This window comes from Mesorhizobium sp. M0768 (assembly GCF_040320195.1).
In the GTDB taxonomy this organism is placed as follows: domain Bacteria; phylum Pseudomonadota; class Alphaproteobacteria; order Rhizobiales; family Rhizobiaceae; genus Mesorhizobium.
In genome coordinates this window covers 424,313-448,593 of record NZ_JAMYPD010000001.1, presented here as the reverse complement: position 1 = coordinate 448,593, position 24,281 = coordinate 424,313, and the positions used below count along the sequence as shown (strand labels likewise).

18 protein-coding genes are annotated in these 24,281 nt (G+C 62.8%); 11 read left to right on the top strand and 7 right to left on the bottom strand.

Annotated elements, in window-relative coordinates; translation table 11 throughout:
* The first annotated feature begins 23 nt into the window (after positions 1 to 23).
* A complete protein-coding gene (locus NKI08_RS02125; RefSeq protein ID WP_023676507.1) occupies positions 24 to 164 on the top strand; it encodes an entericidin A/B family lipoprotein in 141 nt (46 codons plus the stop codon).
* A gap of 81 nt (positions 165 to 245) precedes the next feature.
* Here NKI08_RS02125 and NKI08_RS02120 read toward each other — a convergent pair whose 3' ends face one another.
* Positions 246 to 944: a cobalamin B12-binding domain-containing protein gene (locus NKI08_RS02120; protein WP_023676506.1), complete on the bottom strand. Its 699-nt coding sequence runs from the start codon at positions 942 to 944 to the stop codon at positions 246 to 248.
* A 308-nt stretch (positions 945 to 1,252) separates the two neighbouring features.
* Between NKI08_RS02120 and NKI08_RS02115 the strand changes: the two genes are divergently transcribed.
* The 5 genes from NKI08_RS02115 to NKI08_RS02095 all read left to right on the top strand — a co-directional run bounded on the left by NKI08_RS02115 (position 1,253) and on the right by NKI08_RS02095 (position 7,214).
* Positions 1,253 to 2,827 carry a trimethylamine methyltransferase family protein gene (locus tag NKI08_RS02115; protein WP_292654762.1) on the top strand — a complete coding sequence of 525 codons (1,575 nt, stop codon included), beginning with the start codon at positions 1,253 to 1,255 and terminating at the stop codon, positions 2,825 to 2,827.
* Between the two features lie 148 nt (positions 2,828 to 2,975).
* Positions 2,976 to 3,605 (top strand): hypothetical protein, encoded by a 630-nt coding sequence (locus tag NKI08_RS02110; protein ID WP_352470295.1) that lies wholly within the window; start codon positions 2,976 to 2,978, stop codon positions 3,603 to 3,605.
* 104 nt (positions 3,606 to 3,709) lie between these two features.
* Positions 3,710 to 4,465: a dienelactone hydrolase family protein gene (locus NKI08_RS02105; RefSeq protein ID WP_352470296.1), complete on the top strand. Its 756-nt coding sequence runs from the start codon at positions 3,710 to 3,712 to the stop codon at positions 4,463 to 4,465.
* 68 nt (positions 4,466 to 4,533) lie between these two features.
* Entirely contained in the window at positions 4,534 to 5,094 is a 561-nt protein-coding gene (locus NKI08_RS02100; RefSeq protein ID WP_352452095.1) for an RNA polymerase sigma factor, read from the top strand.
* 2 nt (positions 5,095 to 5,096) lie between these two features.
* A complete protein-coding gene (locus NKI08_RS02095; RefSeq protein ID WP_352766905.1) occupies positions 5,097 to 7,214 on the top strand; it encodes a vWA domain-containing protein in 2,118 nt (705 codons plus the stop codon).
* Positions 7,215 to 7,363: 149 nt separating this feature from the next.
* Here NKI08_RS02095 and bmt read toward each other — a convergent pair whose 3' ends face one another.
* Both bmt and NKI08_RS02085 read right to left on the bottom strand, forming a co-directional pair.
* Positions 7,364 to 8,380 carry a betaine--homocysteine S-methyltransferase gene (gene bmt / locus NKI08_RS02090; protein ID WP_352454606.1) on the bottom strand — a complete coding sequence of 339 codons (1,017 nt, stop codon included), beginning with the start codon at positions 8,378 to 8,380 and terminating at the stop codon, positions 7,364 to 7,366.
* 88 nt (positions 8,381 to 8,468) lie between these two features.
* On the bottom strand, positions 8,469 to 9,311 hold the full coding sequence (locus tag NKI08_RS02085; RefSeq protein WP_352539665.1) for a helix-turn-helix domain-containing protein: 843 nt from the start codon (positions 9,309 to 9,311) through the stop codon (positions 8,469 to 8,471).
* A gap of 228 nt (positions 9,312 to 9,539) precedes the next feature.
* Between NKI08_RS02085 and NKI08_RS02080 the strand changes: the two genes are divergently transcribed.
* The gene (locus tag NKI08_RS02080; RefSeq protein ID WP_352766902.1) at positions 9,540 to 10,550 is read left to right on the top strand and encodes a fatty acid desaturase; all 1,011 of its coding nucleotides are present in this window, start codon (positions 9,540 to 9,542) and stop codon (positions 10,548 to 10,550) included.
* An 83-nt stretch (positions 10,551 to 10,633) separates the two neighbouring features.
* Positions 10,634 to 11,434: a phosphate/phosphite/phosphonate ABC transporter substrate-binding protein gene (locus NKI08_RS02075; protein WP_352766900.1), complete on the top strand. Its 801-nt coding sequence runs from the start codon at positions 10,634 to 10,636 to the stop codon at positions 11,432 to 11,434.
* Between the two features lie 109 nt (positions 11,435 to 11,543).
* Here NKI08_RS02075 and NKI08_RS02070 read toward each other — a convergent pair whose 3' ends face one another.
* The 4 genes from NKI08_RS02070 to NKI08_RS02055 form a co-directional block, all read right to left on the bottom strand.
* A complete protein-coding gene (locus NKI08_RS02070) occupies positions 11,544 to 12,857 on the bottom strand; it encodes a M24 family metallopeptidase (protein WP_352614063.1) in 1,314 nt (437 codons plus the stop codon).
* 25 nt (positions 12,858 to 12,882) lie between these two features.
* Positions 12,883 to 14,460 carry an ArnT family glycosyltransferase gene (locus NKI08_RS02065; protein ID WP_352470301.1) on the bottom strand — a complete coding sequence of 526 codons (1,578 nt, stop codon included), beginning with the start codon at positions 14,458 to 14,460 and terminating at the stop codon, positions 12,883 to 12,885.
* Positions 14,461 to 14,548: 88 nt separating this feature from the next.
* Positions 14,549 to 17,134 (bottom strand): GcvT family protein, encoded by a 2,586-nt coding sequence (locus tag NKI08_RS02060; protein ID WP_352766898.1) that lies wholly within the window; start codon positions 17,132 to 17,134, stop codon positions 14,549 to 14,551.
* Positions 17,135 to 17,266: 132 nt separating this feature from the next.
* Positions 17,267 to 18,844 carry a trimethylamine methyltransferase family protein gene (locus tag NKI08_RS02055; protein WP_352470303.1) on the bottom strand — a complete coding sequence of 526 codons (1,578 nt, stop codon included), beginning with the start codon at positions 18,842 to 18,844 and terminating at the stop codon, positions 17,267 to 17,269.
* Positions 18,845 to 19,053: 209 nt separating this feature from the next.
* Between NKI08_RS02055 and NKI08_RS02050 the strand changes: the two genes are divergently transcribed.
* The 3 genes from NKI08_RS02050 (at position 19,054) to NKI08_RS02040 (ending at position 24,019) form a co-directional block, all read left to right on the top strand.
* A complete protein-coding gene (locus NKI08_RS02050) occupies positions 19,054 to 20,214 on the top strand; it encodes an MFS transporter (protein ID WP_352470304.1) in 1,161 nt (386 codons plus the stop codon).
* A gap of 95 nt (positions 20,215 to 20,309) precedes the next feature.
* The gene (locus NKI08_RS02045; protein ID WP_352470305.1) at positions 20,310 to 22,379 is read left to right on the top strand and encodes a prolyl oligopeptidase family serine peptidase; all 2,070 of its coding nucleotides are present in this window, start codon (positions 20,310 to 20,312) and stop codon (positions 22,377 to 22,379) included.
* Between the two features lie 254 nt (positions 22,380 to 22,633).
* A complete protein-coding gene (locus NKI08_RS02040) occupies positions 22,634 to 24,019 on the top strand; it encodes an aspartate aminotransferase family protein (protein ID WP_352766895.1) in 1,386 nt (461 codons plus the stop codon).
* The last annotated feature ends 262 nt before the right edge of the window (positions 24,020 to 24,281 follow it).

The following is a 24,281-nucleotide window of genomic DNA, read 5'->3' as shown; positions in this document are numbered from 1 at the left end:
ATATGCTGAGGGAGACACCAATCATGAAATTGTTCCGCGTCGCGCCAATCGCTATTCTCGCCTGCGCCTTGGCTGTTTCGGCCTGCGCCAACACGGTGCGCGGCGTCGGTAAGGATATCAAATCCACTGCGAAGGCAGTTGACGATACCGTCAAGAAACCCTGATCCGCACGGCTCTCAACATTTGGGAATAAAAAAGCCGCACTGCAAGGCGCGGCTTTTCTTGTTCGTGCCGGACTTATTGGCTCAGGCCGAAGCGCGGACGTTGTGCTTGCGCTTCATGAAGTCCTTGGCGGTCTCGACTGCCACCGCGGCGTCGCGGCAATAGGCGTCGGCGCCGACGGCTTTGCCGAATTCCTCGTTGAGCGGTGCGCCGCCGACCAGTACGACATAGTCGTCGCGAATGCCTTTTTCCTTCATCGTATCGATCACGACCTTCATGTAAGGCATGGTCGTCGTCAGCAGGGCCGACATGCCGATGATGTCGGGCTGGTGCTTTTCGATGGCATCGAGATATTTTTCGACCGCATTGTTGATGCCGAGGTCGATGACATCGAAGCCGGCGCCTTCCATCATCATGCCGACCAGGTTCTTGCCGATGTCGTGGATATCGCCCTTGACGGTGCCGATCACCATCTTGCCCTGCTTCGGCGCGCCTGTGGCGACAAGCAGCGGACGCAGGATGAACATGCCGGCCTTCATCGCGTTGGCCGACAGCAGCACTTCGGGAACGAACAGGATGCCGTCGCGGAAATCCTCGCCGACGATACGCATGCCCTCGACCAGAGCCTCGGTCAACACCTTGTAAGGCGCCCAGCCGCGCTCGAGAAGGATATTGGTGCCTTCCTCGATTTCTTCCTTCAACCCGTCATAAAGATCGTCGTGCATCTGCTGCACCAACTCGTCGTCGGAGAGTTCCGAAAGGATGATCTCGTCGTCGGCCATTTTTTCTCAGGCTCCTTGCCGGCTACAACTATCGCGGCAGCTTAAAAATATCGCGTCAATACCTAACCCGCACGGGCCGGTTGTCCATAGCTGATTTGCGACTTCCCGCAAAACGAAAGCGACCGTAAATCTCTTGGAATTCTTGTCGATTTTGCGACAGGCGTTGGCGCTGGCGGGCCGTTTCGAATAGGGTGCATGGCTACGATCCGGCCAGAGACCGCAATATGCGGCCGCAAACGGATTTCAGGCCGGTACAACAGCCCGGCCGGAGTAAATCAGGCCAGAACGAAAGCCAGGGAAGAACGATTATGAGTGAGAACGCGCCGGTCGATCAGGAAGCGTCAAACGCACGGCGCGGGCGCGCTGCCAGCGGTGGCGCCGCAGCCCGACGGGCCGCGCGTTCGGGCGGCGGCCCCGGCACACAGCTCACCTATATCAAGCGCAAGATCAACGTCTATGAAGTGCTGGACGAGGAAGGGCTGGCGCTGATCGAAAAGAATACCGACACGGTGCTGGAGGAGATCGGCATCATCTTCCGCGACGACGCCGAGGCGCTGCAGCTTTGGAAAGAGGCGGGCGCCGACGTCAAGGGCGAGCGGGTGCATTTCCCCAAGGGCCTCTGCCGCTCGCTGTTGAAGACCGCTCCGTCCGTCTATACCCAGCACGCCCGCAACGGCGAGCGCTCGGTGCAGATCGGCGGCAACGCGACAGTGTTCGCGCCGGTCTATGGACCGCCCTTCGTGCGCGATCTCGACGGCGTCAGGCGCTATGCGACGATCGAGGATTTCCGGAATTTCGTGAAACTCGCCTATATGGCGCCGTCGATCCACCATTCGGGCGGCACGGTTTGCGAGCCGGTCGACGTGCCGGTCAACAAACGGCATCTCGACATGGTCTACAGCCATATCAAATATTCGGACAAGCCGTTCATGGGCTCGGTGACCGCGCCCGAGCGCGCGGAAGATACGGTGGCGATGGCCAAGATCGTGTTCGGTGACGATTTCGTCGAGAACAACACGGTGCTGACCAGCCTGATCAATGCCAACTCGCCGATGGTCTTCGACGAGACCATGCTGGGAGCGCTGAAGGTCTATTCGCGCCACAATCAGGCCTGTATCGTCACGCCGTTCATCCTTGCCGGTGCGATGAGCCCGGTGACGGTCGCCGGCACGCTGACCCAGGTTTTAGCCGAGGTTCTGGCGGGGGCGTCGTTCACCCAGCTGATCCGGCCGGGTGCGCCGGTGCTGTTCGGCACCTTCGCCTCGTCGATCTCGATGCAGTCGGGCGCGCCGACCTTCGGCACGCCGGAGCCGTCGCTGGTCTCGTATGGCGCCGCACAGCTTGCCCGTCGGCTCGGCCTGCCGTTTCGCACCGGCGGTTCGCTCTGTGCTTCAAAAATCCCCGATGCGCAGGCCGCCTACGAGAGCGCCAACACGCTGAACTCGACGATCCTCGCCGGCACCAACTTCGTGCTGCATTCGGCCGGCTGGCTCGAGGGCGGTCTCGCCTCCTGCTACGAAAAGTTCATGATGGATATCGACCAGCTCGGCATGACGCAGAAGTTCTCCGAGGGTGTCGACCTGTCGGAAAACGGCCAGGCGATGGACGCCATCCGCCAGGTCGGCCCGGGCAGCCACTATCTCGGCTGCGATCACACCCAGGCCAATTTCCAGACCGCGTTCTACCGTTCCAACATCGCCGATAACAATTCCTACGAGCAATGGCTGGCCGAAGGCGAAAAGACCGCGCCGCAGCGCGCCAACGAGCTCGCCCGCCGCTGGCTGGAGAGCTACGAGGCGCCGTATCTCGACCCGGGCATCGACGACGGGCTGAAGGACTTCATCGCCAGGAAGAAGGCGTCGATGGCCGACGCCTTCACCTGAAAGGAGCCCGAATCAGGCGGGGCTAAAGTCGCCAACATCATCCACAAGGAAGTCTGGCGGAGCGCCTTCTCCGACCCGGACAAGAAGGGATGATCCCGAGCGCGGCATGACTCAAACAATCGCGGCGGCACTTTCCGTCCATGGCCTTATGCTTCGCGGCGGCTTCAATTTTGCAGGTGCTGAAGAAACACCCTCCGGTCTCTCCGGCGCTGCCGCCAGATCCGTTCTACTGGTGGGGCAGGCGGGTGCCGCACCTTGGCCGCACTTCCTGCCCTGGTTGGAGAAACAGTCACAGCCGATCGACGATCCGCTCGACACATGGTCGCGCGAAGTGATCGGCGCGGTGGCCGGAAAATTCGGGGCGCGCGCCGTGTCACCGTCCGACAGACCGTATCTGCCGTTCCAGCAATGGGCGGTGCGGGCGGAGGGCTTGCGGCCGTCGCCGCTCGGCATCCTCATGCATCCGCGATACGGGCTCTGGCACGCCTATCGCGGCGCGTTGCTGTTCGAAAATGAGATTGCGCTCCAACAACCCCACGAGGTGGTTCACCTTTGCGATACATGTTTGGAAAAACCTTGCCTGAAATCCTGTCCGGTCGAGGCTTATTCTGCGAATGGTTTTGCACATGAAACCTGTCTGGCCCATGTGCGCGGGCAAAACGGCGCGCCCTGCCGGACCGGCGGCTGCCTTGATCGCAACGCCTGTCCTTACGGTACCGATTATCGCTATCCGGCCGAGGTTCAGGCCTTTCACATGGCAGCATTCGCGCGTCTGTAGCGTCGCCGAATGCCGCACGAAATCTTGAAGCAGATCGCCTCATTACAGCTTGCGGCGACGGTCAGCGCGGATATCTATCGCACGACATGTCAACGGAGCGGGCGATGGCCAAGCAAGCGATCCAGATCAAGACGAGTGACGGCGTGGCCAAAGCCGGGCTGTTCCGCTCGGCAGCCCCAGCCAAGGCAGCGATCATCCTCTACATGGACGCTTTTGGCCCGCGACCGGCGCTCGACCAGATGGCGGAAAGGCTTACCGACGAAGGCTATGCGGTGCTGGTGCCGGACCTTTTTTACCGCAACGCGCCCTACGGCCCTTTCGAAGCCAAGGCTGCGTTCAGTGACGAGAGGAGCAAGGCCGCAATCACAGGTCTCGTCGGCGGCACGACCCAGGAGATGACGATCCGCGACAGCGGCGCGTTCCTCGATGCGCTCGCTGCGCAAGGCCTGACCGGGCCGGTCGGCATTGTCGGCTACTGCATGGGCGGAGCGCGGGCGCTGAACGCCGCGGCCACCTATTCCGACCGCATCGCCGCCGCCGCCAGTTTCCACGGCGGCAATCTGGCCGGTGACGCCGCCGACAGTCCGCACCGGAAGGCCGCCTCACTCAAGGCAAAGGTCTATATCGGCACTGCCGGTGTCGACCGCAGCTTTCCGCCGGAGCAATCGGCGCGGCTCGCCGAAACACTGCGCGCCGCCGAGGTCGATCATGTCATAGAGAACTATGCCGGCATGGCGCATGGCTGGTGCATGCCGGACCATAGTGCCTTCGATGCAGCCGGCGCCGAACGCCACTGGAAGCGGCTGACGACGCTGTTTGCGGAGACGCTCGGCCAAGGCACGCCAACCATTACGACGTGACCGCCCGCCAAAAAATTCTTTCCATCGCCCCAAGGAACCGCCATTAGCCTTCGTCCAACAGGCAAATGATGGCGATGATGCTGGACGAAAGCGAAGCCTCCGACGCCGAACTGATCGGACGGGCGAAGGGCGGAGACCGGGGTGCTTTCGGCAAGTTGCTCGAAAGGCACTATGGTTTCGTCTATCGCGCCGCCTATCGTTGGTGCGGCAAAAAGGCCGACGCCGAGGACATCGCCCAGGAAGTCTGCGTCCGGCTCGGGCGGGCGATCCGCGACTATCACGGCAGCGGTGCCTTCACGACGTGGCTCTACACCATGACGCTGAATGCGGCGCGCGACATGATGCGCAAGACCGCCCGCGAGACGGTCAAGACCGAGGCCTATGGCGCCTATGCGCTGATTTCGGGGGAAATCTCGGCTGAGCCGGAAGACCCGGCCGAGGCGCTCTGGGCAGCGGTGCGCAAGCTGCCGGACAAGCAGCGCGATGCGGTGCTGCTGGTTTATGGCGAAGGGCTGAGCCACGCCGCCGCCGCCGAGGCGATGGCGATCTCGGAGACGACGGTTTCTTGGCACATCCATGAAGCGAAGAAACGGCTGAAGACGCTGATGCGTTCAGCCGGGGAAGTGTGACCATGGTCGACGACAACGAACTGAACAGACTGCGCGACATCGCAGCACCGGCGCCGGACGCGGACGCAAAGGCGCGTGCCCTCCAGGCCGCGCTGCGCGCCTATGACATGGAAGAAAAAACTTTGCCGGGCGCCCAAGGATCGGTGAGCGGGCTTCGTCTCACAGAGCGAGCACAAAGGCTCTGGAGCGAAATCATGCAAAAGAAACTCTTCGCCACGCCGGCCATTGCCGGGCTCGTTGCCCTGCCGATCGCCGGATACGCTACCATTTATATGCTGGGGGAATCCAAATTCGGCGGGCCCGAATTCGGCGGGGATAAGATCACCGAAACGCTGGCTGACAAGCCGACGACCGTCAAACCGCCGGTCGTTGCCGAAGCGGACAAGCAGACGAAGGCGGACGCCGAAAGTGAAAGCCGCGACACCGGCGAGGCGCTTGTGGCGCCGACATCGCCGCCGAAGGCGGAATCGACCGCAGTCGGCGGGCTGACGCAGCAGGATGTGCTCAGCCGCAATGCACCCGAACCGCAGCCGAGCAGCGAGCTTGCGTTGAACGGCGACGCAAGCTCCGCGGCCCCTTCAGCCGATGGCGGCGCGCGGGTCGGCCGCATGCCTGGCACGGTTGCCGAGCCCAAGCTGATGGCACAGCAGCCCGCCGCTGCGCCGGCCGACCAGATGCTGCCGCAAGAGGAAAACCGCGACCGCGTAGAGAATTTCAAGACCAACCCGGTGCATGCCGCACTTGAAGACCCGGTCTCGACCTTCTCGATCGATGTCGACACCGCTTCCTATTCCTTCGTCCGGCGCTCGCTCAAGGAAGGCTTTATCCCGCAGGCCGACACGGTTCGCGTCGAGGAGATGGTCAACTACTTCCCCTATGACTGGAAAGGCCCGGACTCCGCCTCGACGCCGTTCAACTCGACCGTCAGCGTCATGCCGACACCGTGGAACGAGCACACCAGGCTGATGCATGTCGCCATCAAGGGTTTCGACGTGAAGCCGGCCGAGCAGCCCAGGGCCAATCTGGTCTTCCTGATCGATGTGTCGGGGTCGATGAACGAGCAGGACAAGCTTCCGCTCCTGCAGTCGGCCTTCCGACTGCTGGTCAACAAGCTGAGACCTGACGACACCGTCTCGATCGTCACCTATGCGGGCGATGCCGGTACCGTGCTGGAGCCCACCAAGGCTTCGGAAAAGGACAAGATCCTCGCTGCCATCGACAATCTGACATCCGGCGGCTCGACGGCAGGCGAGGCCGGCATCAAGGAAGCCTACAGGCTGGCGCAGAAATCCTTCGTCAACGACGGCATCAATCGGGTGATGCTCGCCACCGATGGCGACTTCAATGTCGGCCAGACCGACGACGACGACCTGAAGCGGCTGATCGAAAAGGAGCGCAAGACAGGCGTATTCCTGTCGGTGTTCGGCTTCGGCCGCGACAATCTGAACGACCAGATGATGCAGACCATCGCCCAGAACGGCAATGGCACTGCTGCCTACATCGATACATTGGCGGAGGCCGAGAAGGTGCTGGTCGAGGATGCCTCCTCGACACTGTTCACCATCGCCAAGGACGTGAAGATCCAGGTCGAGTTCAACCCGAACAAGGTCTCGGAGTACCGGCTGATTGGCTACGAAACCCGCGCCTTGAACCGCGAGGATTTCAACAATGACCGGGTCGATGCCGGCGAGATCGGCTCAGGTCATTCAGTCACCGCGATCTACGAGATCACGCCTAAGGGCAGCGGCGGCGAACAGATCGACCAACTGCGCTACGGCCAGGCCTCGGTGAACAATGGCGGTGTCGCCAATGCCGACGAATATGCTTTCGTCAAGATCCGCTACAAGCTGCCGAACGAGGACACCTCGAAGCTGATCACCACGCCGGTAACGTCAGCCAACGAGGTGGCGTCGTTCGATCAGGCCAGCACCGACCAGCGTTTCTCTGTTGCCGTTGCTGCCTTCGGCCAGAAGCTGCGCGACGAGGATGCTACCGCGAAGTTCGGCTACGACAAGATCATGCAGATTGCCACCGCCGCCAGGGGAGCCGACCCATTTGGGTACAGGTCCGAGTTCCTCTCGCTCGTGCGCCTTGCCTCGGCGCTCGGCGGTAACCGGTAGTGGCAATGACGGCCGGTTTCTTTCAGATGGGATCGTTCTGATAGGGGGAGCCGGCCTACGGGCGGGTGAGGCAGGCCGGCGAGGGAAACCTTGCCGGCCTTTTTTCGCGGCCGCACTGCTTCGCGCGGACCATGTCGCAGACGAAAGCGTCAGGCGCGTCCGCGGCGCCGCTCGCGGCGGGCTTCGCTGGTCTCGGCGACATTGACCGTAGCCTGCTTGTTGCGCATCGGGCCGATGCGTTCGACGATCTGCTCGACGGTCGGGCGATCCGACTTGGTGTGCGCATCGAGCGCCTTGCGCATTGCGGCGAGGTGCTGGAACGAGGTGCCGCAGCAGCCGCCGACGATTTTGGCGCCGGCATCGACGGCGAGGCGCACATAGTCGGCCATCAGCTCGGGTGTGCCGGAATAGTAGATCTCGGCACCGCGAAATTCGGGAATGCCGCAATTGCCCTTGACGATCACCGTTGCTTCCGGCTTCGCCTCGGTCATGTCGAGCAGCGACGCGAGAATGTCGGAGGCGCCGACACCGCAATTGGCGCCGACACCGAGCGGTGTCTGCGACAGGCCATCGACGACGCCGTGGATGTCCTTCGGCAGCAGTCCCATCATGGTGCGGCCGGCGGTGTCGAAGGAGCCGGTATAGGTATAGGGCAGGCCGACGCGGATGGCGGCTTCGGCGGCGGCGCGGATTTCGTCAGGCGCCGACATGGTTTCGATCCAGGCGACTTCGGCGCCGCCGGCCTTCAGCCCCTCAATCTGCTCGGCAAAGGCTTCGACCGCCTCGTCATAGGTCATGGCGCCGAGCGGCACCAGCAGCTCGCCGGTCGGGCCGACGGAGCCGGCCACGATCACCTTGCGGCCGGCGTTGCCGGCGACGGCGCTTGCGATCTCGGCCGCGCGCTTGTTCAGCGCATAGACCCGGTCCTGCGCGTGGTGCAGCTTGAGCCGATGGCGGGTGCCGCCAAAAGAGTTGGTCAGGATGATGTCGGCGCCGGCATCGACAAAGTTCTGGTGCAGGCTGGTGATGGTGTCGGGCGCGGTCTCGTTCAAGAGCTCGGGAGCCTCTCCGGCCTCAAGGCCCATGGCGAACAGATTCGTGCCGGTGGCGCCATCGGCGAGCAGGACGCCCTTTTCGGCAAGCAGAGCGTCGATCGGATTGGTCATGTGAAATACGCCTTCCCGGAAGGATAACTGAGATAAGGATATAAAGAATTCTTTATGTGCCGTCAATGTCGGCACGTAGAGCAACCGGTCAAAATCGCATCTCCGCCAGCTTTCGTGTGAAGCTGGCCGCTTCATGCGCGTTGACGTCCGCGGCACGGATCAGATTGTCGAAATGGCTGGTCAGGATGCGGATCGGCTGCGTGGCGTTCAGCACCAGATACATGTCGCCGACGTAAATGGCGGCGCGATAGGGCCCGAAGATGGTGTAGGGGATCGAATAGCGCATCCGCCCGTCATAGAGAAACAGGCGGAAGGTGGGATAGAGGTCGTCGAGCAGCGTCGCCATGTGCAGGAGCTGCTGGTGGCGGTCGGCCTCCGGAAAGCGGTCCCACACGCCCAGCCCGCGCGCGAAGATCTCCAGCGTGTGGCGCGGCATACAGACTTCCATGTCGGTTTCGGGCCGTCGGTTGTAGTCGATGCGGTACTGCGTCTCGCCGGCCTGTGCCTCGCGGCTCTTGTTGGCGATGACAGCTTCGTAGTCGACAAGCGCCTCGGTGCGCAGAAGATCGGGAATGCCGGCCGGCACGTAGCGGATTTTCGTTCCCGCCGCCTCGGCATGCCAGCGAGCCAGCAGCGTGCGGTCGAAGCCGTCCGGCGCCTCCTCGATCTCAAGGCTCTCGCGGATTTCACCGGTGACGCCCTCATCGTGACTGAGGCCGAGCAGCCAGTCGAGCGAGACTTTGAATTCGGCGGCGATGTTGAGCAGCGTTTCAGCACGGGGAAGGCGGGTCGAGGCGCCGGAGAGCAGCTGCGACAGTGCCGAACGGTCAATGCCAACCGCGGCGGCGAAGGCTGATTGGTTCAAATCGGACCTTGTCAAGAGCATTTTCAGGCGCTCGCGAAAGATCGTCGACAGGTCGCGCTTGTCCAAATCGCTACCCCATTCAATAGGAGGAAAAATTTGCGCTTAAAGCCGCGAACGCGGGCTTCAGGCGCAAATGAATCCTGTTGGCTGTTTACAATACATAACATATGCAGCTGAAAATGCGCAATCGCAACAGTTTGTGCGCTTTATCGCGTTGCGCCGACGCAACGCTCCTGACACAATGTTGTCAGGAATCAAACGGGTTCCGGCGACTGGAAGGCAGTGGTCGATAGCATGACGAGCATGGGCAACAGGCGACACGGCGCAATGGCCATCGAATGGCCGACAGCATTTCTCGCACTTCTCTGCTACGGCGGCTGGCTCGCTACCGGCTTCCTGCTCTGGCCCTCTTACCCGCTGCTGGCACTCGCCTTTCTGACCCTGATTGCGGCGCTGCAATCCTCGCTGATGCACGAGGTCCTGCACGGCCACCCAACCCGGAATGCGCGGCTCAACGAAGCCTTTGTGTTCCTGCCGATTGGCCTTGTCTGGCCGTTTCGCCGGTTCAAGACCATTCATCTGCGCCACCATGCAGACGAGCGCCTGACCGATCCGCTCGATGATCCCGAAAGCTATTACAAGGCTCTCTGGCAGCACGAGGAGCTGCCGTCGGCGATGAAATTCCTGCTGAAGGTCAACAACACGATGATCGGGCGTTTGGTGCTAGGCCCGTGGCTTTCCTGCATCGGCTTTTTCATCGACGACGCCAAGCAGGTTGCCGCGGGCGACAAGTCCATCCGCAAGGCATGGCTGCTGCATGCGATCGGCCTCGTCGTGGTGCTGCCTGTCGTGCAGTTCGGCTTCGGCATGCCGTCATGGCTCTACATACTGGTGCCGGTGTGGCTTGGGCAGTCGCTGATTTCGATCCGCACCTACGCCGAGCACCAATGGTCTGAACATCCGGAAGGCCGCACGATCATCGTCGAGCGCTCGCCGCTGTCCTTCCTGTTCCTCAACAACAATCTGCATTTCGTCCATCACAAGAGCCCGACGGTGGCCTGGTACAGGCTGCCGAAGCTGTTCGCCGACCGCCGCGACGAATGGCTGCGGATGAACAATGGCTACGCCTATCCGAACTATTTCGCGCTGCTCAAGGCCTATGCCTTCAAGGCGAAGGAGCCGGTCGTCCATCCCGTGCTGCGGCGCATGCCGGAACCAGGACGCGCATTCAAGCCGCGCGTCAGGGCACGCAGCCTCAATGGGCTTGGCAGCGCACCGGTACCCGCCGAGCCGCCGAAAGAATGATTCTTGCGTTGTTGCAGGCGGTGCCGCGCGGACGACGCTTTCCTGACCTTGTCAATTTCCCCGCATAACGGTCAAATCCCGGCATGAGCGAATTCATTGCGGCTTTGCCGATGTACGACTGGCCGGAAGCGCGGGACGATGTCGACGCGCAATGGGCGCGGCTGCGCGATGCTTTCAGACAAAAAGGCATCGATGCGCCGGAGACGATCATCCGCCGCACCGGCGATTTGCCCCCCGTACCTGGCGGTATTCGCGATGATCAGGGAAAACCCATCGCGCCCGATCCGGCGACATTGCCGCCGGACGAACTGGATTTTCACCAGCTCTGGCTGCATCCGGCGCTGCTCTTTGCACAAACCTGCTGGGGACCGATGGAACTCGGCCTGTCGCAGCGTGTCCAGCTCATCGGCCAGCCGCGTTACGACGCCTTCGAGGGTGGACAGGGCGAACTCTATTCGAGCGCCATCGTCATGAGGGCGGGCGAGGCACCGCCGGCAAGGGCGCCGGCCGACGGCGGTGCCGTCATTCCGCTCGATCAGCTTCGCAGCAAGCGCTTCACCTTCAACAGCCTCGATTCCATGTCGGGCATCATCGCGCCAGCCCGCGACCTGCAAGCATTGGGCGAGAGTTTGGATATCTTTTCCGCGCTGAGCGAAAGCTGTGGGCACCGTGCTTCGATCGTTGCCGTTGCCGAGGGCAGGGCGGACGTCGCGGCGATCGATTGCGAGAGCTGGGCGCTGGCGCAGCGTTTCGAGCCGGCGGCGCAGAAGGTGGCGGTCGTCGGCTGGACAAGGCGGCGCAAAGGCTTGCCGTTCATCACCGCCAGGACGACGCCGGAAACGATCGTCGCCGCGATGCGCGAGGCGATCGCGGCGCTCACGTAAAGCGCGTCGCGTTCGGTCGGCCTCATGCGACGCGCTTTAGATTCTTGTTTTATGCATGTCGTTATCGCAAAGCCGCTGCACACTTTTGCGCGACATGCATTAGCATCGCTCAGCCGCCAAGCAGCCGATTGTCGAGCGGGTAGGTCGAAAGCTTCTCGTAGCCGGTTTCAGTGATCAGGATCTGTTCTTCGATCTTGACGCCTTCGTAGCCGCCAAGCCGACCGATATAGCTCTCGACGCACAGCACCATGCCAGGTTCGAGCACTCCGTCCGGTGTGTCGTCGGTCCAGTCGCCAGCATGCGGCAAAGTCGGGTATTCGTCGGCAAGGCCGACGCCGTGATAGAGCACCCCGTAACGGGCCGGGAAGCAGTCTCCCGGTGGCACTGACGAGCCCTCGACGAGGTCGCGGAACGATATGCCCGGCCGCATCAGCTCCGTGTTGTGGGCGATCTGGTCGGCGGCGATGCGGAACAGGTCGCGCTGCTCCTGCGACGGCGGCGCGTCACCGCAAAGCCAGGTGCGCGAAAGGTCGGCGCAGAAGCCGTAAGGACCGATCAGGTCGGTGTCGAAAGCGACGAGCTCGCCGGCCTTGATCGTCCGCGACGAACACTCCTGGAACCATGGATTGGTGCGCGGACCCGACGACAGGAGCCGGGTTTCGATCCATTCGCCGCCGCGCGCGATGTTGCCGCGATGGAGTTCGGCCCACAATTCGTTCTCGGAGATGCCAGGCCTCAACGCCTTCTCCATCTCGCCCATTGCCGCCTCGCAAGCGGCGATCGCCCGGCGCATGGCAAGGATTTCGTCGGGCGATTTGATCAGCCGCGCATTTTCCATCACCGCCTCGCCATTGCCGGTCGAGATGCCGAGGCGGGCGAGCTCTTCGATGCCCTCGGGATTGATGTGGTCGACTGCGATGCGGCGATTGCCGCCGCCATGTTCCAATACCAGGTCGGCGATGCCGGCTGCCCAGCGGCGGGCTTTTTGGCCGGTCAGCTCGCCGCTGTACAGATAAGCCCACGACACCGCCGGCCGCACCTCGTCGACGACGCCGGAATGATCGGAAAGGTGCTCGCAGGAGAAATAGTCGAACAGCACCACCGGGCCATCGGTGGCAACGAAACAATGCCTGGTCCGATTGTGTGCGACCCAGAGCTGCATGTTGGTTGCGTCGGTGGCATAGCGGATATTGACCGGATCGTAGAGCAGGGCTCCCGCATAGTCGCGGCGCTTCAGCTCGGCGCGGATGCGCTCGAGCCGATATCGGCGCATGGCGGGCAGGTCAGGAGCAGCAATGCCCGCCGCCTGCCATTCGACTTCCGCCAGCGCTCCATAGCCCAGCGCATGCTGGTTGAGTTCAGCGGCCTTCAGCCGCGATTTTTTGTGCAGCACATCGTTCGAGCCGTCCGGCTCGAACGGCATGATCTTGCGGTGATGACGGGGCCGGTCAGTCGGGTTCCTGTCCACCCTCGGCTCCTCCGCTAACGCCTTCCTTGGGCGCCGTGGTTTCTCCCACCGCCATTCTCTTCAATCTTACATAGGCGCCGGCCCGGGCGGACTTGCCGGTGCCGCGCAACAGCGGAACCATCATTTGCCGTGGTTGGCCGTCCGGCTCATAGCCGGCCGCTTTGAGCTGCTCCAAAATGACCGGACGCGGATCGTCTCGGTCAAGCCAGACGAGTACGGCCGGCTCCTGCATCAGCGTTTCGAAATTAGGCACTTCCTGGTCAAGTGCGACCAGGTTTTCATCGACCAACCGCAGGTTTCCGACCCATGCACCATCAGATATTGCGGTTTTGACCGGTCCGTCCGCAGTCAGTTGGCGATAGAGGGCGGGGTAATCCACGCGGATCATCCGCGAGAGGCCACTGGTCCCGTTTATCTGGACGTACCAGGTGGCGGGCGCGAGCAGCACGGCGATGATCGCTCCAGCCGCGATCACCAGGAGCTGCGCATTCCTGCCGCGCGGCGCCAGCCGTTCCATAGTGGCGACGATGGCCAGCGGCAACATGAACAGGACCGGTAGCAGCCAGCGGTCCTTGACCACCGTCACGCCGGTGGCAAGTACAAGTACTGCAAGCATGGCCAAGCCGAGCGCCAAGGTACGCCACAACAGAATTTCCCTTGCCGGACCTTTCGGGTGCCGCTCGGAGAAACGGAACTTCGCCAGCCAGAACGTGAGGGCGGAAACGAGCACCGGCAAGACCGCGAAATTGAAGGTGCCCATGATAAACTTGCCGGCGCCGACAAAGGCCGCCGCCACGCGCCCTTGTTGCGCGTCTATTCCGAACTTCTCGCCTCTCGACAATAAATCGGCGGGATGCATGAGGCTCCAATAGGTGGTTGGCGCCAGCACCAATATCGCGACCGCTATGCTGATGGCGAACTTCGGATCGAGAATCGCGCTGCGCCATTCGCGCAGCGACAGCACGGCCGCAACAAGGGCCACCACGAGGAAGACATCATTATATTTGGCAAGAATTGCCGCCGCCGTGGCCAGGCCAAACGCCGCATAGGCGATCATGCTTCGCCGCTCGAGAAGATAGGCCATGGCCAGCAGGAGCAGCGAGCAGAAGCCGACGACGGCGACGGAATGCGACAAGGCGCGCTGCGATTCCCAGACGATCTGCGGGATGGTAAACAGGCCGAACATGGCCGCCGCCGCTGTCGCTTTGGTGTAGCTGAACCGCCGCATGGCGGCGAACACGCTGCAGGCGGCAAGGAACAGCACGGAGTATTTGACGAGCTTCAGCGTGAAGATACTGGTGCCGAAAACATGCGCGGCCAGCCAGTTGATCCAGGTGTACAGGGGTGGTTGCGAGCCGCCATATCCAGCCCAGAGATACGGAACATAGATCAGCTGCTCCGCATCATCGATGCCGACGCCGGTTCCCGCCCAAGAGCTCAACAGGGACAGTATGATGGTCTGCAAGGCAAAGTAAGCCGCGACCATGACGATCGCCGCCGGGAAGGGGCCGATCCGTCCCTCGGCCAGCCACTCGGCCCATCTCAGATTGTACTTCAATGAAATCTCATCGCCCTTGCCAGCAGAGTGTTGCCGGCTGCGCTAGCATGAAGAGTATGCTCCGCACAATGCGACCGGCTGGCTGCGCCTACGTCCTCATCTTTTCGCCGCTCGGGTCGAAAGGCGGTTCGACATTGACGCGTGCGGGACGCCGGTGCCCGAGGATTTCGATCTCGAACAGGCCGGCGCTCTCGTTCTCGGCAAGCGCCGCCGGTACATATCCCTGCGCCATCGACTTCTCGACATAATGCGCATAGCCGCCGGAGGTGACCCAGCCGACCACGCGCCAGTCGCCGTCGACAATGCCGCGCACGGCAGACGCGCCTTCGGCGGCGTTCGAGCCGCGCACTTCCTTGCCGCCCGCGTCGAAGCGCGGCGCGCCATAGCCATGCGGCTTTTCCACGGTGCCGTAATCCTTGCCGCCGACCTTGGCCCAGATCGGCTCGTCGCCCATGACGTCTGCATCCGCGGCATCGACGATGAAGGAGACACGGCGCAGTTTTGGCCCTTCTGCCTGTTCCTTGGCCGCTGCTTCCCGGCCGATGAAGTCGTTCTTCTCCAGCTTGATGAAGCGGTCCATCGAGCCTTCGAACGGTCCGTAGATCGGACGTAGCTCGCGGAACCAGGTCGGGAAGTTCTTTTCAAGGCGCATAGAGAGCAAAGCCCGCATGCCGAAATCGACAAGCCCAAACTCTTCGCCAGCCTCCTTGATCGCCTTGTAGACCAAGCGCTGGTAGGCAGGCGCCATCCATATCTCGTAGCCGAGGTCGCCGGTGTAGGTGATGCGATTGACCATGCAGGGCGCGCCGCCGACCGCCATTTCGCGGAAATCCATAAAGCGGAAGGCCGTGGTCGAGATGTCGACATCGACCAGTTTCTGCAGCAGGTCGCGGGATTTCGGCCCGGCGATGGAGAGACCGACCAGCGTCTGGTCGAAGCGGTGGATGCGGATGCTTCCGTCCTTCGGCAGATGCTTCTCGAACCAGCGCGTGTGGTATTTTTGCGCTGCCGAAGAACCCCATATCATGAAGCGTTCTTCCCCACCCCTTGGGCTCGCCTTGGCGATGGTGAAGTCCCCGATCAGCCGGCCGAACTCGTTCAGCATGGGCGTCAGCACGATGCGGCCGGTCTTCGGCATGCGATTGGTCATCAGACGGTTGAGGAAGTCCTCGGCCCCTGGTCCGGAGACTTCGTATTTGGCGAAGTTGGCGATCTCGGTGACGCCGACCTTCTCGCGGGTGGCGCGCACTTCCTCGCCGATCGGGCCGAAATCATTGGAGCGGTGGAAGGACACAACGTCCTTCGGCTCCGAGCCTCTCGGCGCGAACCAGAGCGGGGTTTCGAGACCCCAGCTGTCGCCCATGACGGCGTTGTTGGCGATCATGGTGTCGTAAAGCGGGGTCGTCTGCGCTGGTCTTGCCGCCGGTAATTCCTCGTTGGGAAAGCGGATGGAGAAACGGCGCGAATAATTTTCGCGGACCTTTGCGTTGGTATAGCGCAGCGTTGCCCATTCGCCGAAGCGCGCAACGTCCATGCCCCAGACGTCGAAGCCGGGGTCGCCATGGACCATCCAGTTCGACAGCGCCAGGCCGACGCCGCCGCCCTGGCTGAAGCCGGCCATGACGGCGCAGGCGCACCAGAAATTGGTCAGGCCCTGCACCGGGCCGACCAGCGGGTTGCCGTCCAGCGCGAAGGTGAAGGGGCCGTTGATGATCTGCTTGATGCCGGCCTTTTCGATGCCGGGGAAATGCTTGAAGCCGATCTCGAGCGACGGCGCGATGCGGTCGATGTCTGGCTGCAGCAGCTCGTGGCCGAAATCCCAGGGCGTGCTGACCGGCGACCACGGCTTGCAGGCCTTTTCATAGGTGCCGAGCAGGATGCCGTTGCGCTCCTGGCGGGTATAGATCTCGCCCTTGAAATCGAGCACGCCAATCATCTCGCGGCCGGTCGACTTGTTGAATTCCTCGACCTCCGGCATCGGCTCGGTCAGGAGATACATATGCTCCATGGCCAGCACTGGCAGTTCGACGCCGACCATGCGACCGATCTCGCGCGCCCACAGGCCGCCGCAGTTGACCACATGCTCGGCTTTGACTGTGCCTTGCTCAGTGACGACGTTCCAGGTGCCGTCGACCTCCTGCGTCAGTTCCACGACGCGGTTGCGCAGTACGATCTCGGCGCCTAGCTTCCTGGCGGCCTTGGCATAGGCATGGGTGGTGCCGGAAGGGTCGAGATGGCCCTCGACTGGATCCCACATGGCGCCGACGAAATTCGTCTCGTCCATCAGCGGGAACATTGCCTTGGCTTCGGACGGCGTGATCAGTTCGGTGTCCATGCCGAGATAGCGGCCCTTGGCGTGGGCGAGCCGCAAGAAGTCCATGCGCTCGGGCGTGTCGGCCATCATCACGCCGCCGGTCAGGTGCAGCGAGCAGGATTGGCCGGAAATCTCCTCGATCTCCTTGTAAAGCTGCACCGTATAGGCCTGCAGCTTGGCGACGTTGGGATCGCCGTTCAGCGTATGGAAGCCGCCCGCCGCATGCCAGGACGAGCCGGAAGTGAGCTCCGAACGCTCGATCAGCATGATGTCGGTCCAGCCAGATTTGGCCAGATGATAGAGCACCGAGCAGCCAACGACGCCGCCGCCGATGACAACCGCTTTTGCATGAGATTTCATGAAGATAGATCCGTTTTTGAAGAGATTGAATCGAGTGAGCGGGGCGCGAAAACAAAGCGGAGATGGGATACAGCGATGTTTCGGGCCAGCCTGCCATCAAGACGGAGTGGGGGTCGACTACTCATCAGATGATCAAAAATCGGTCGGCGCGCCGCCTTCGGCCCGGCGCTTGTCGACGAAGGCGTTGAGCTCCTCCCGGATTGCCGGATCCATGTAAGGCTCTTCATAGGAGGCCAGCCGTTCCTTCCAGACGCGATTGGCCTTTTCGAGCGCCGTCGGCGATCCGGCCTCCGCCCAACTCTCGAAATTGCGCCAGTCCGAGATAATAGGCGCATAGAACGCGGTCTTGTAGCGGTCCTGCGTGTGCTGGGTGCCGAAGAAATGGCCGCCGGGGCCGACGGACTGTATGGCGTCGAAACCGAGTGCTTCCTCGGAAAGATCGAGCGGCGTCAGGAACTCTGCGACCATCTGCAACAGGTCTATATCCAGGATGGTCTTCTCATAGGAGCAGCGCAGGCCGCCTTCGAGCCAGCCGGCGGCATGCATCATCAGGTTGCCGCCGCCCTGGATGGCGCCCCACAGCGAGAACACACTTTCATAGGCGGCCTGCGCGTCGACCGTGTTGGCTGCGCAGGTGTTGGAGGTGCGGTAGGGGATGTTGTAGCGGCGGGCGAGCTGCCCGCCGACCAGCTGCGCCTTCATATATTCCGGCGTGCCGAAGGCCGGCGCGCCGGACTTCATGTCCACATTCGAGGTGAAGCCGCCGTAGCCGACAGGCGCGCCCTTGCGCACCATCTGCGCGAAGGCGATGCCGGACAGCGCCTCGGCATTCTGTTGCACCAGCGCGCCGGCAATCGTCACCGGCGCCATAGCGCCGGACAGGGTGAACGGCGTCACGATGACCACCTGGCCCTTGCTCGACATCTGGATGATGCCTTCCATCATCGGCACGTCGAGCTTGAGCGGCGAATTGGTGTTGATGATGGTGAATACCGACGGCTCCGCAAGCAACTGCTCATGGCTGATGCCACGTGCGATCCTGGTGATCTCGATGCCGTCGACGTTGCGCTCCTTGCCGAGCGAATAGATGTGGAACATCTTGTCGGTCAGCGTGGCGAGGTCACGTATGCATTCAAGGTGGCGGACGGACGGATGGATGTCGATCGGCTCGACCGGATAGCCGCCCGTGCAGTTCAATATGTTGTGCATCTGCGCAAGCTTGAGGAAGTTGCGGTAGTCCTGCTGGTTGCCCGGCCGGCGGCCGCGGTCGACGTCGGAGCAATTGGGCGCCGACGCCATCATCGAGATGATCAGATTATCGCCGCCGAAGCGCACGTTGTGCGCCGGGTTGCGGGCGTGGATGGTGAATTCCGGCGGGCAGTGCGCAACCAGTTCCAGGATCATGTCACTGTCGAAGCGCACCCGCTCGCCGCCTTCGCGTACATCGGCGCCATGCGCCTTCATGATGCGCCGGGCTTCGTCATGCAGCACGTCGACGCCGATTTCCCGCAGCACGCGCAGAGAGGCGAGGTGGATAGATTCCAGCTCGTCGTCGGAAACCAGCCGGGTCGGCGCCAGCGGGTTCTTCAACTGCCGAAACGGCGGCTGCTCGAACGCCGCCGATCCGCCGGCACGCTTTCCCGCGCGGCCGCCGCGACGGGCGCGGTCGTTTGCCAATGCAGGTTCGGCGGGCTGAATGGCGGCGGTCATGATAGTCCTCGTACGCTGCGGCAATGCGGCGGCATAATGGACTGCCGGCCGGCCAGCCATTGCGGAGGCGGCGACCACTAGGACGAGGGAAGCGACATGCCTGAAGGGCAGCCGGAGGGATCGTCAGGCTCTTATTCTCTTCCGGCTGGCGCAAGCGGTTTTCGTTGCCGGTGCTTACCGCGATGAAAGCGAAACGCTAGTCCTGCATCATGGACCGGGCGGAACAGGACAGCGGCGAGACAGTGCAATGGGCGGCGATCACCGGCGTGATCGCCACCGTCTCGGTGTTCGCCATCGCGCAAGGGCTGAGCTATCCGCTGTTGAGCTTCATCCTGCAGCGCCAGGGCGTCTCGCCGGCCATGATCGGCCTGTCGGCGGCAATGACGCCGATCGGCTTCATCGTCTCGTCGCCGCTGGTTCCGGCGCTGGCGGGGCGTTTCGGGGCAGGGCGCACCGCGCTTACTTGCGCGGCACTTTCCGCGCTGGTGCTGGCGCTGATCGGCTGGACGCAAAATGTCTATCTGTGGTTTCCTCTGCGCTTTTTGATCGGCGCCGTCACCAACCCGCTCTACGTGCTGAGCGAAGTCTGGGTGATCGCACTGGCGCCGCCGACACGCCGCGGCCGCGTCATGGGCATCTATTCGACCATCATTTCGGCGGGCTTTGCGGCGGGGCCGCTGTGCCTGCTTGCCGTCGGCACCGAGGGGTGGCCACCGTTCGTCGTCGGCATTGCCGCATTCCTGTTTTGCGGCGCCTGCCTCGCCTCGGTGCTGGCACGGCTGCCCAAGGTCGACGAGAGCGGGCACCGGGTTTCGGTCCTGGGGTTCGTGCCGCAGGCTTGGCTGTTGTTATCGGCCGTCGTCGTGGCCGCCGGTTTCGAACAGGCGGTGCTCGCCTTGCTGCCGGTCTACGGAACACATTATGGCATTGCGGAAGCGCGCATGTCGGCGCTGCTGTCGGTGATGATCGCCGGCAACATCGCTATGCAGGTGCCGCTCGGCCTGCTGGCGGAACGACTGACAGCGCGGCTGGTGCGGTTCATCTGTGTTTCGATGACGGTGCTCGGATGCGTTCTGTTGCCGGTTCTCATCGAGACGCCGCTGATCTGGCCGTGCGTCTTCATCTGGGGCGCGGTTTCCTACGGCATTTACACGATGTCGATCATTGAACTCGGCGAGCGGTTCACCGGCTCGGCACTGGTCGCCGGCAACGCCGCCTTCTCGCTGATGTGGGGCGTCGGCGGCATCGCCGTGCCGCCGCTGGCGGGCAGCGCCATGGATGTTGTTGGCGCCGGCGGCCTGCCAATGACGCTCGGTGCCATTTGCCTGGCGCTGGCAGTTGTAACGGTCATTCGAAGACGGATGGTGTGAATGCCAGAAAGCCGCCGTTTCTGACGAATGACTTGAATGTAAGCGGCCCCATGTCGATCTTGGCTATGTCGCCACCCGACTCAACCGGAGACCTCATGAGCAAATCGAATACCAAGGGCCAGCCGGGTTCGGCGGCCGAAGACCCGTTTCTCTGGCTTGAGGACAGGAGGGGCAAGCAGGCGCTCGACTGGGTGCATCACCAAAATGCAGTTACGGTCGGGGAGCTGCAGGGTGATCCGTCCTATCAGATGTCGTTCGAGACGGCGCTCGACCTGATGACAGCCGAGGATAACATCGCCGTCGGGGCCGCTATCAACGGCTACGTCTATAATTTCTGGCAGGACCGGACGAACGTACTCGGCCTCTGGCGGCGCACCACCGTCGCCTCCTACAAGACCGACAAGCCGGAATGGCAGACGATCATCGACTTCGACAGTCTGGCGGCGAAAGAGGGGGTGAAATGGGTGTTCAGCGGCGCCAGCCGGCTCTACCCCGACTTCAGCCGCTGCCTGCTCAACCTGTCGCCGGATGGCGGCGATGCCAGCGAGATGCGCGAATTCGATATCGAAAGCAGATCGTTCGTCGATGGCGGCTTTCGCGCTCCTGCCTCGAAATCGAGCTTTAGCTGGCTGGACGAGGACACGGTTATCGTTTCCGCCGCCTTCGAGGAGGACGACAAGACCCAGTCCGGTTATCCGCGCGTGGTCAAGCTTTGGCGGCGCGGCACGCCACTGGAAGCGGCGATGCCGATCTTCGAGGCGCTGAAGCAGGATCTTGCCGCCGGCGGGTCCGTCGAATTCGACGGCGACAAGCGTCATGTCTTCCTCGCCCGAACCATCGACTTCTTCGCCTCGCACAGTTTCCTGCGGCTGCCTTCCGGCGAGAACAGGCGCATCCCGTTGCCGGACGACGTCACCGATACAGCGCTGTTCAAGGGCCAGCTCGTCTTCGGCGTGCGTACCCCGTGGACTGCGCCGGGCGGCACTCTGTGTAAGCCCGACGGACTCTATTCACTCGATTTCGAGCGCTGGATCGAAACCGGGCTATTCAGATCCCTCGATACCGTGCTCGAGCCGGCGCACCGTGTCTCGATCGCCGGTATTGCCCGCACGCAGGACCGGCTGTTCATCAATTTGATGGACAATGTGCGCGGCAAGGTCGTCGCCGGCAAGCGCAGCGACAGCGGCTGGGAGTTCAAGCCCGTGGCGTTGCCCGAAAACGGCAATGTCGGCATCAGCCATGCCGAGCATTTCGGTTCCAGCGTCTCCTTCTCCTTCACCGATTTCCTGACGCCGAGCTCGATCATCTGGTCGGACGACAACGCTGCGGGGCTGGCAACGGTGAAGTCGCAGCCGGCGCGTTTCGACGCGTCGTCCCTGCTCTCCGAACAGTTCGAGGCACGCTCGAAGGATGGCACGATGATCCCGTACTTCGTCGTCAGGAAGCGCGACTTGCATGGACCCGTGCCGACATTGCTTTACGGCTATGGCGGCTTCGAAGTGCCGCTGCTGCCCGGCTATGCCGGCGTGCGCGGCAGGCTGTGGCTGGAGAAGGGCAATGCCTATGTGCAGGCCAACATCCGCGGCGGCGGCGAGTTCGGCCCGAACTGGCACCAGGCAGCGCTCAAGGCCAATCGCCAGAATGCCTTCGACGATTTCGCTGCCGTCGCGCAAGATCTGATCAAACGCGGCATCGCTACGCCCGCCACACTGGGCATCCAGGGCGGATCGAATGGTGGCTTGCTGACCGGCGTCTCGCTGACCCAGCACCCGGAATTGTTCGGTGCAGTGATCATCGACGTGCCGTTGCTCGACATGCTGCGTTACACAGAGCTGCCGCCCGGCGCGTCATGGATGGCCGAGTATGGCGATCCGGCGAAGTCGGAAGAGGCAGCCTGGCTCGCCGCCTATTCGCCCTACCAGCATGTAGACACGGATGCAGCCTATCCGCCGGTGTTGCTGACGACCTCGACCGCCGACGATCGCGTCCATCCCGGCCATGCCCGCAAGATGGCGGCACGGCTGCAGGCGGCCGGCCACGGCAAGACGCTGTTCTTCGAGGAGACTGAAGGCGGCCATGGTGGACGCGGCGACCGGCGGCCGCAGGCCGCACAGGCGGCGATGAAGTACGTCTTCCTGCAGCGGGCCCTGACTGGCACCAATTGACTGGCACCAATTGACCGGCGTCGCTTGACCGGCACGGCTTGAACTGAGGGCTCGAGGCAGCCTAAGGTACATGCATGGCTCGGCTGGCGAAATCGAGTTGCGCATTTGGGGTGGCGGTGACGCCGTCGTCGCGCACGCTACGCGCCGAGCTGTTGCGGCTCTGCGCTCGCATCGGCTATTCGCCGCCCGCTGTCCTCTGACGAATCCGCCCCGGCGCGAAAGCTGCCGGATTGGTTCAAGAGGAAAGACCAGACATGACCTACCAGAATTATTCGCTGAAGCAGCTTCAGCAGATCGATGCCGCGCATCACCTTCATCCGTTCACCGACCACAAAGAGATGCGCGAGACCGGCTCGCGCATCATCACCCACGCCAACGGGCCGTTCATCTATGATGCCGAAGGGACGGAAATCCTCGACGGCATGGCTGGGCTGTGGTGCGTCAATGTCGGCTATGGCCGCGACGAGCTTGCCGACGCCGCCTACGCCCAGATGAAGGAGTTGCCCTACTACAACTCTTTCTTCAAATGCTCGACGCCGACGCCGGTTCTGCTGTCGAGAAAGCTGGCGGAGATCGCGCCAAGGCACATCAACCAGGTGTTCTACGGCTCGTCCGGTTCGGAGGCCAACGACACGGCGCTGCGCCTGGTCCGTCACTATTGGGTGCTGGAAGGCAGGCCCGAGAAGAACCGCATCATCTCACGCAAGATGGGCTACCACGGCTCGACCATCGCCGGCGCCTCGCTCGGCGGCATGGACTTGATGCACAAGCAGCTCGGCGGCGCCGTGCCCAACATCGTCCATGTGATGATGCCCTATGCCTATGAGCTCGCACTGCCCGGCGAAAGCGACCATGATTTCGGCCTGCGCGCGGCAAAAGCGGTCGAGGACGCGATCCTCGAAGCCGGCGCCGACAAGGTGGCCGCCTTCATCGGCGAGCCGGTGATGGGGGCAGGCGGGGTGAAGATCCCGCCGATGAGCTATTGGCCGGAGGTGCAGCGCATCTGCCGCAAATACGATGTCCTGCTGATGCTGGACGAGGTCATCACCGGATATGGCCGCACAGGCGAGTGGTTCGCCGCACAAGCCTTCGATGTCGAGCCCGACACCATCACCACGGCCAAGGCGCTGACCTCTGGCTATCAGCCGCTGTCGGCGCTGCTGGTCGGCGACCGCATCGCGGCGACGCTGGTCGAAAAGGGCGGCGAATTCTATCACGGCTACACCTATGCCGGGCATCCGGTGGCCTGCGCGGTGGCGCTGAAGAACCTCGAGATCATCGAGCGTGAAGGCCTGGTCGAGCGCGTCAGGAACGACACCGGGCCTTACTTCGCCAGGGCCCTGCAGGAACGTCTCGGTGGGCACGATCTGGTCGGCGAGGTGCGCTCGTTCGGGCTGATGGGGGCGATCGAGATCGTCAAGGACAAGGTGACCAAGGAGCGCTTCCTGCCTGCCGGCAGCGCAGCGGTGATGGTTCGCGACCACGCGATTGTCCAGGGCATGATGCTGCGCGCTACCGGCGACACGATGATCCTGTCGCCGCCGCTGATCTGGACGCGCGAGACGATCGACATGGCCTGCGACCGCATCGCCACGGCGCTCGATCTGGCGCAAGCGGATTTGCGCAAGGGGGTAAGGTAGAACCATCGCCGGGCGTCCTGCAGTCGGACGCTCGGCGATCGCTGCGTCGATCGCCGAGCAGATGGTCGAGGACGTGGACAAAGTCAGTTCGAATTCGGCTGCGGGTGGAAACGCGCCCTTTGGCGCGCCAAGCCTACCTCACTCCCCGGCTGGCAAAACTCGTCCATGCCGAGCGCGGCAAGCGTGCGAACGGCGCCCGTCTTGTCACCTGCCGCCGATCAGCGTGACTTCCGTAAGCCATCCGTAAGTCCGGTCCAGTCAA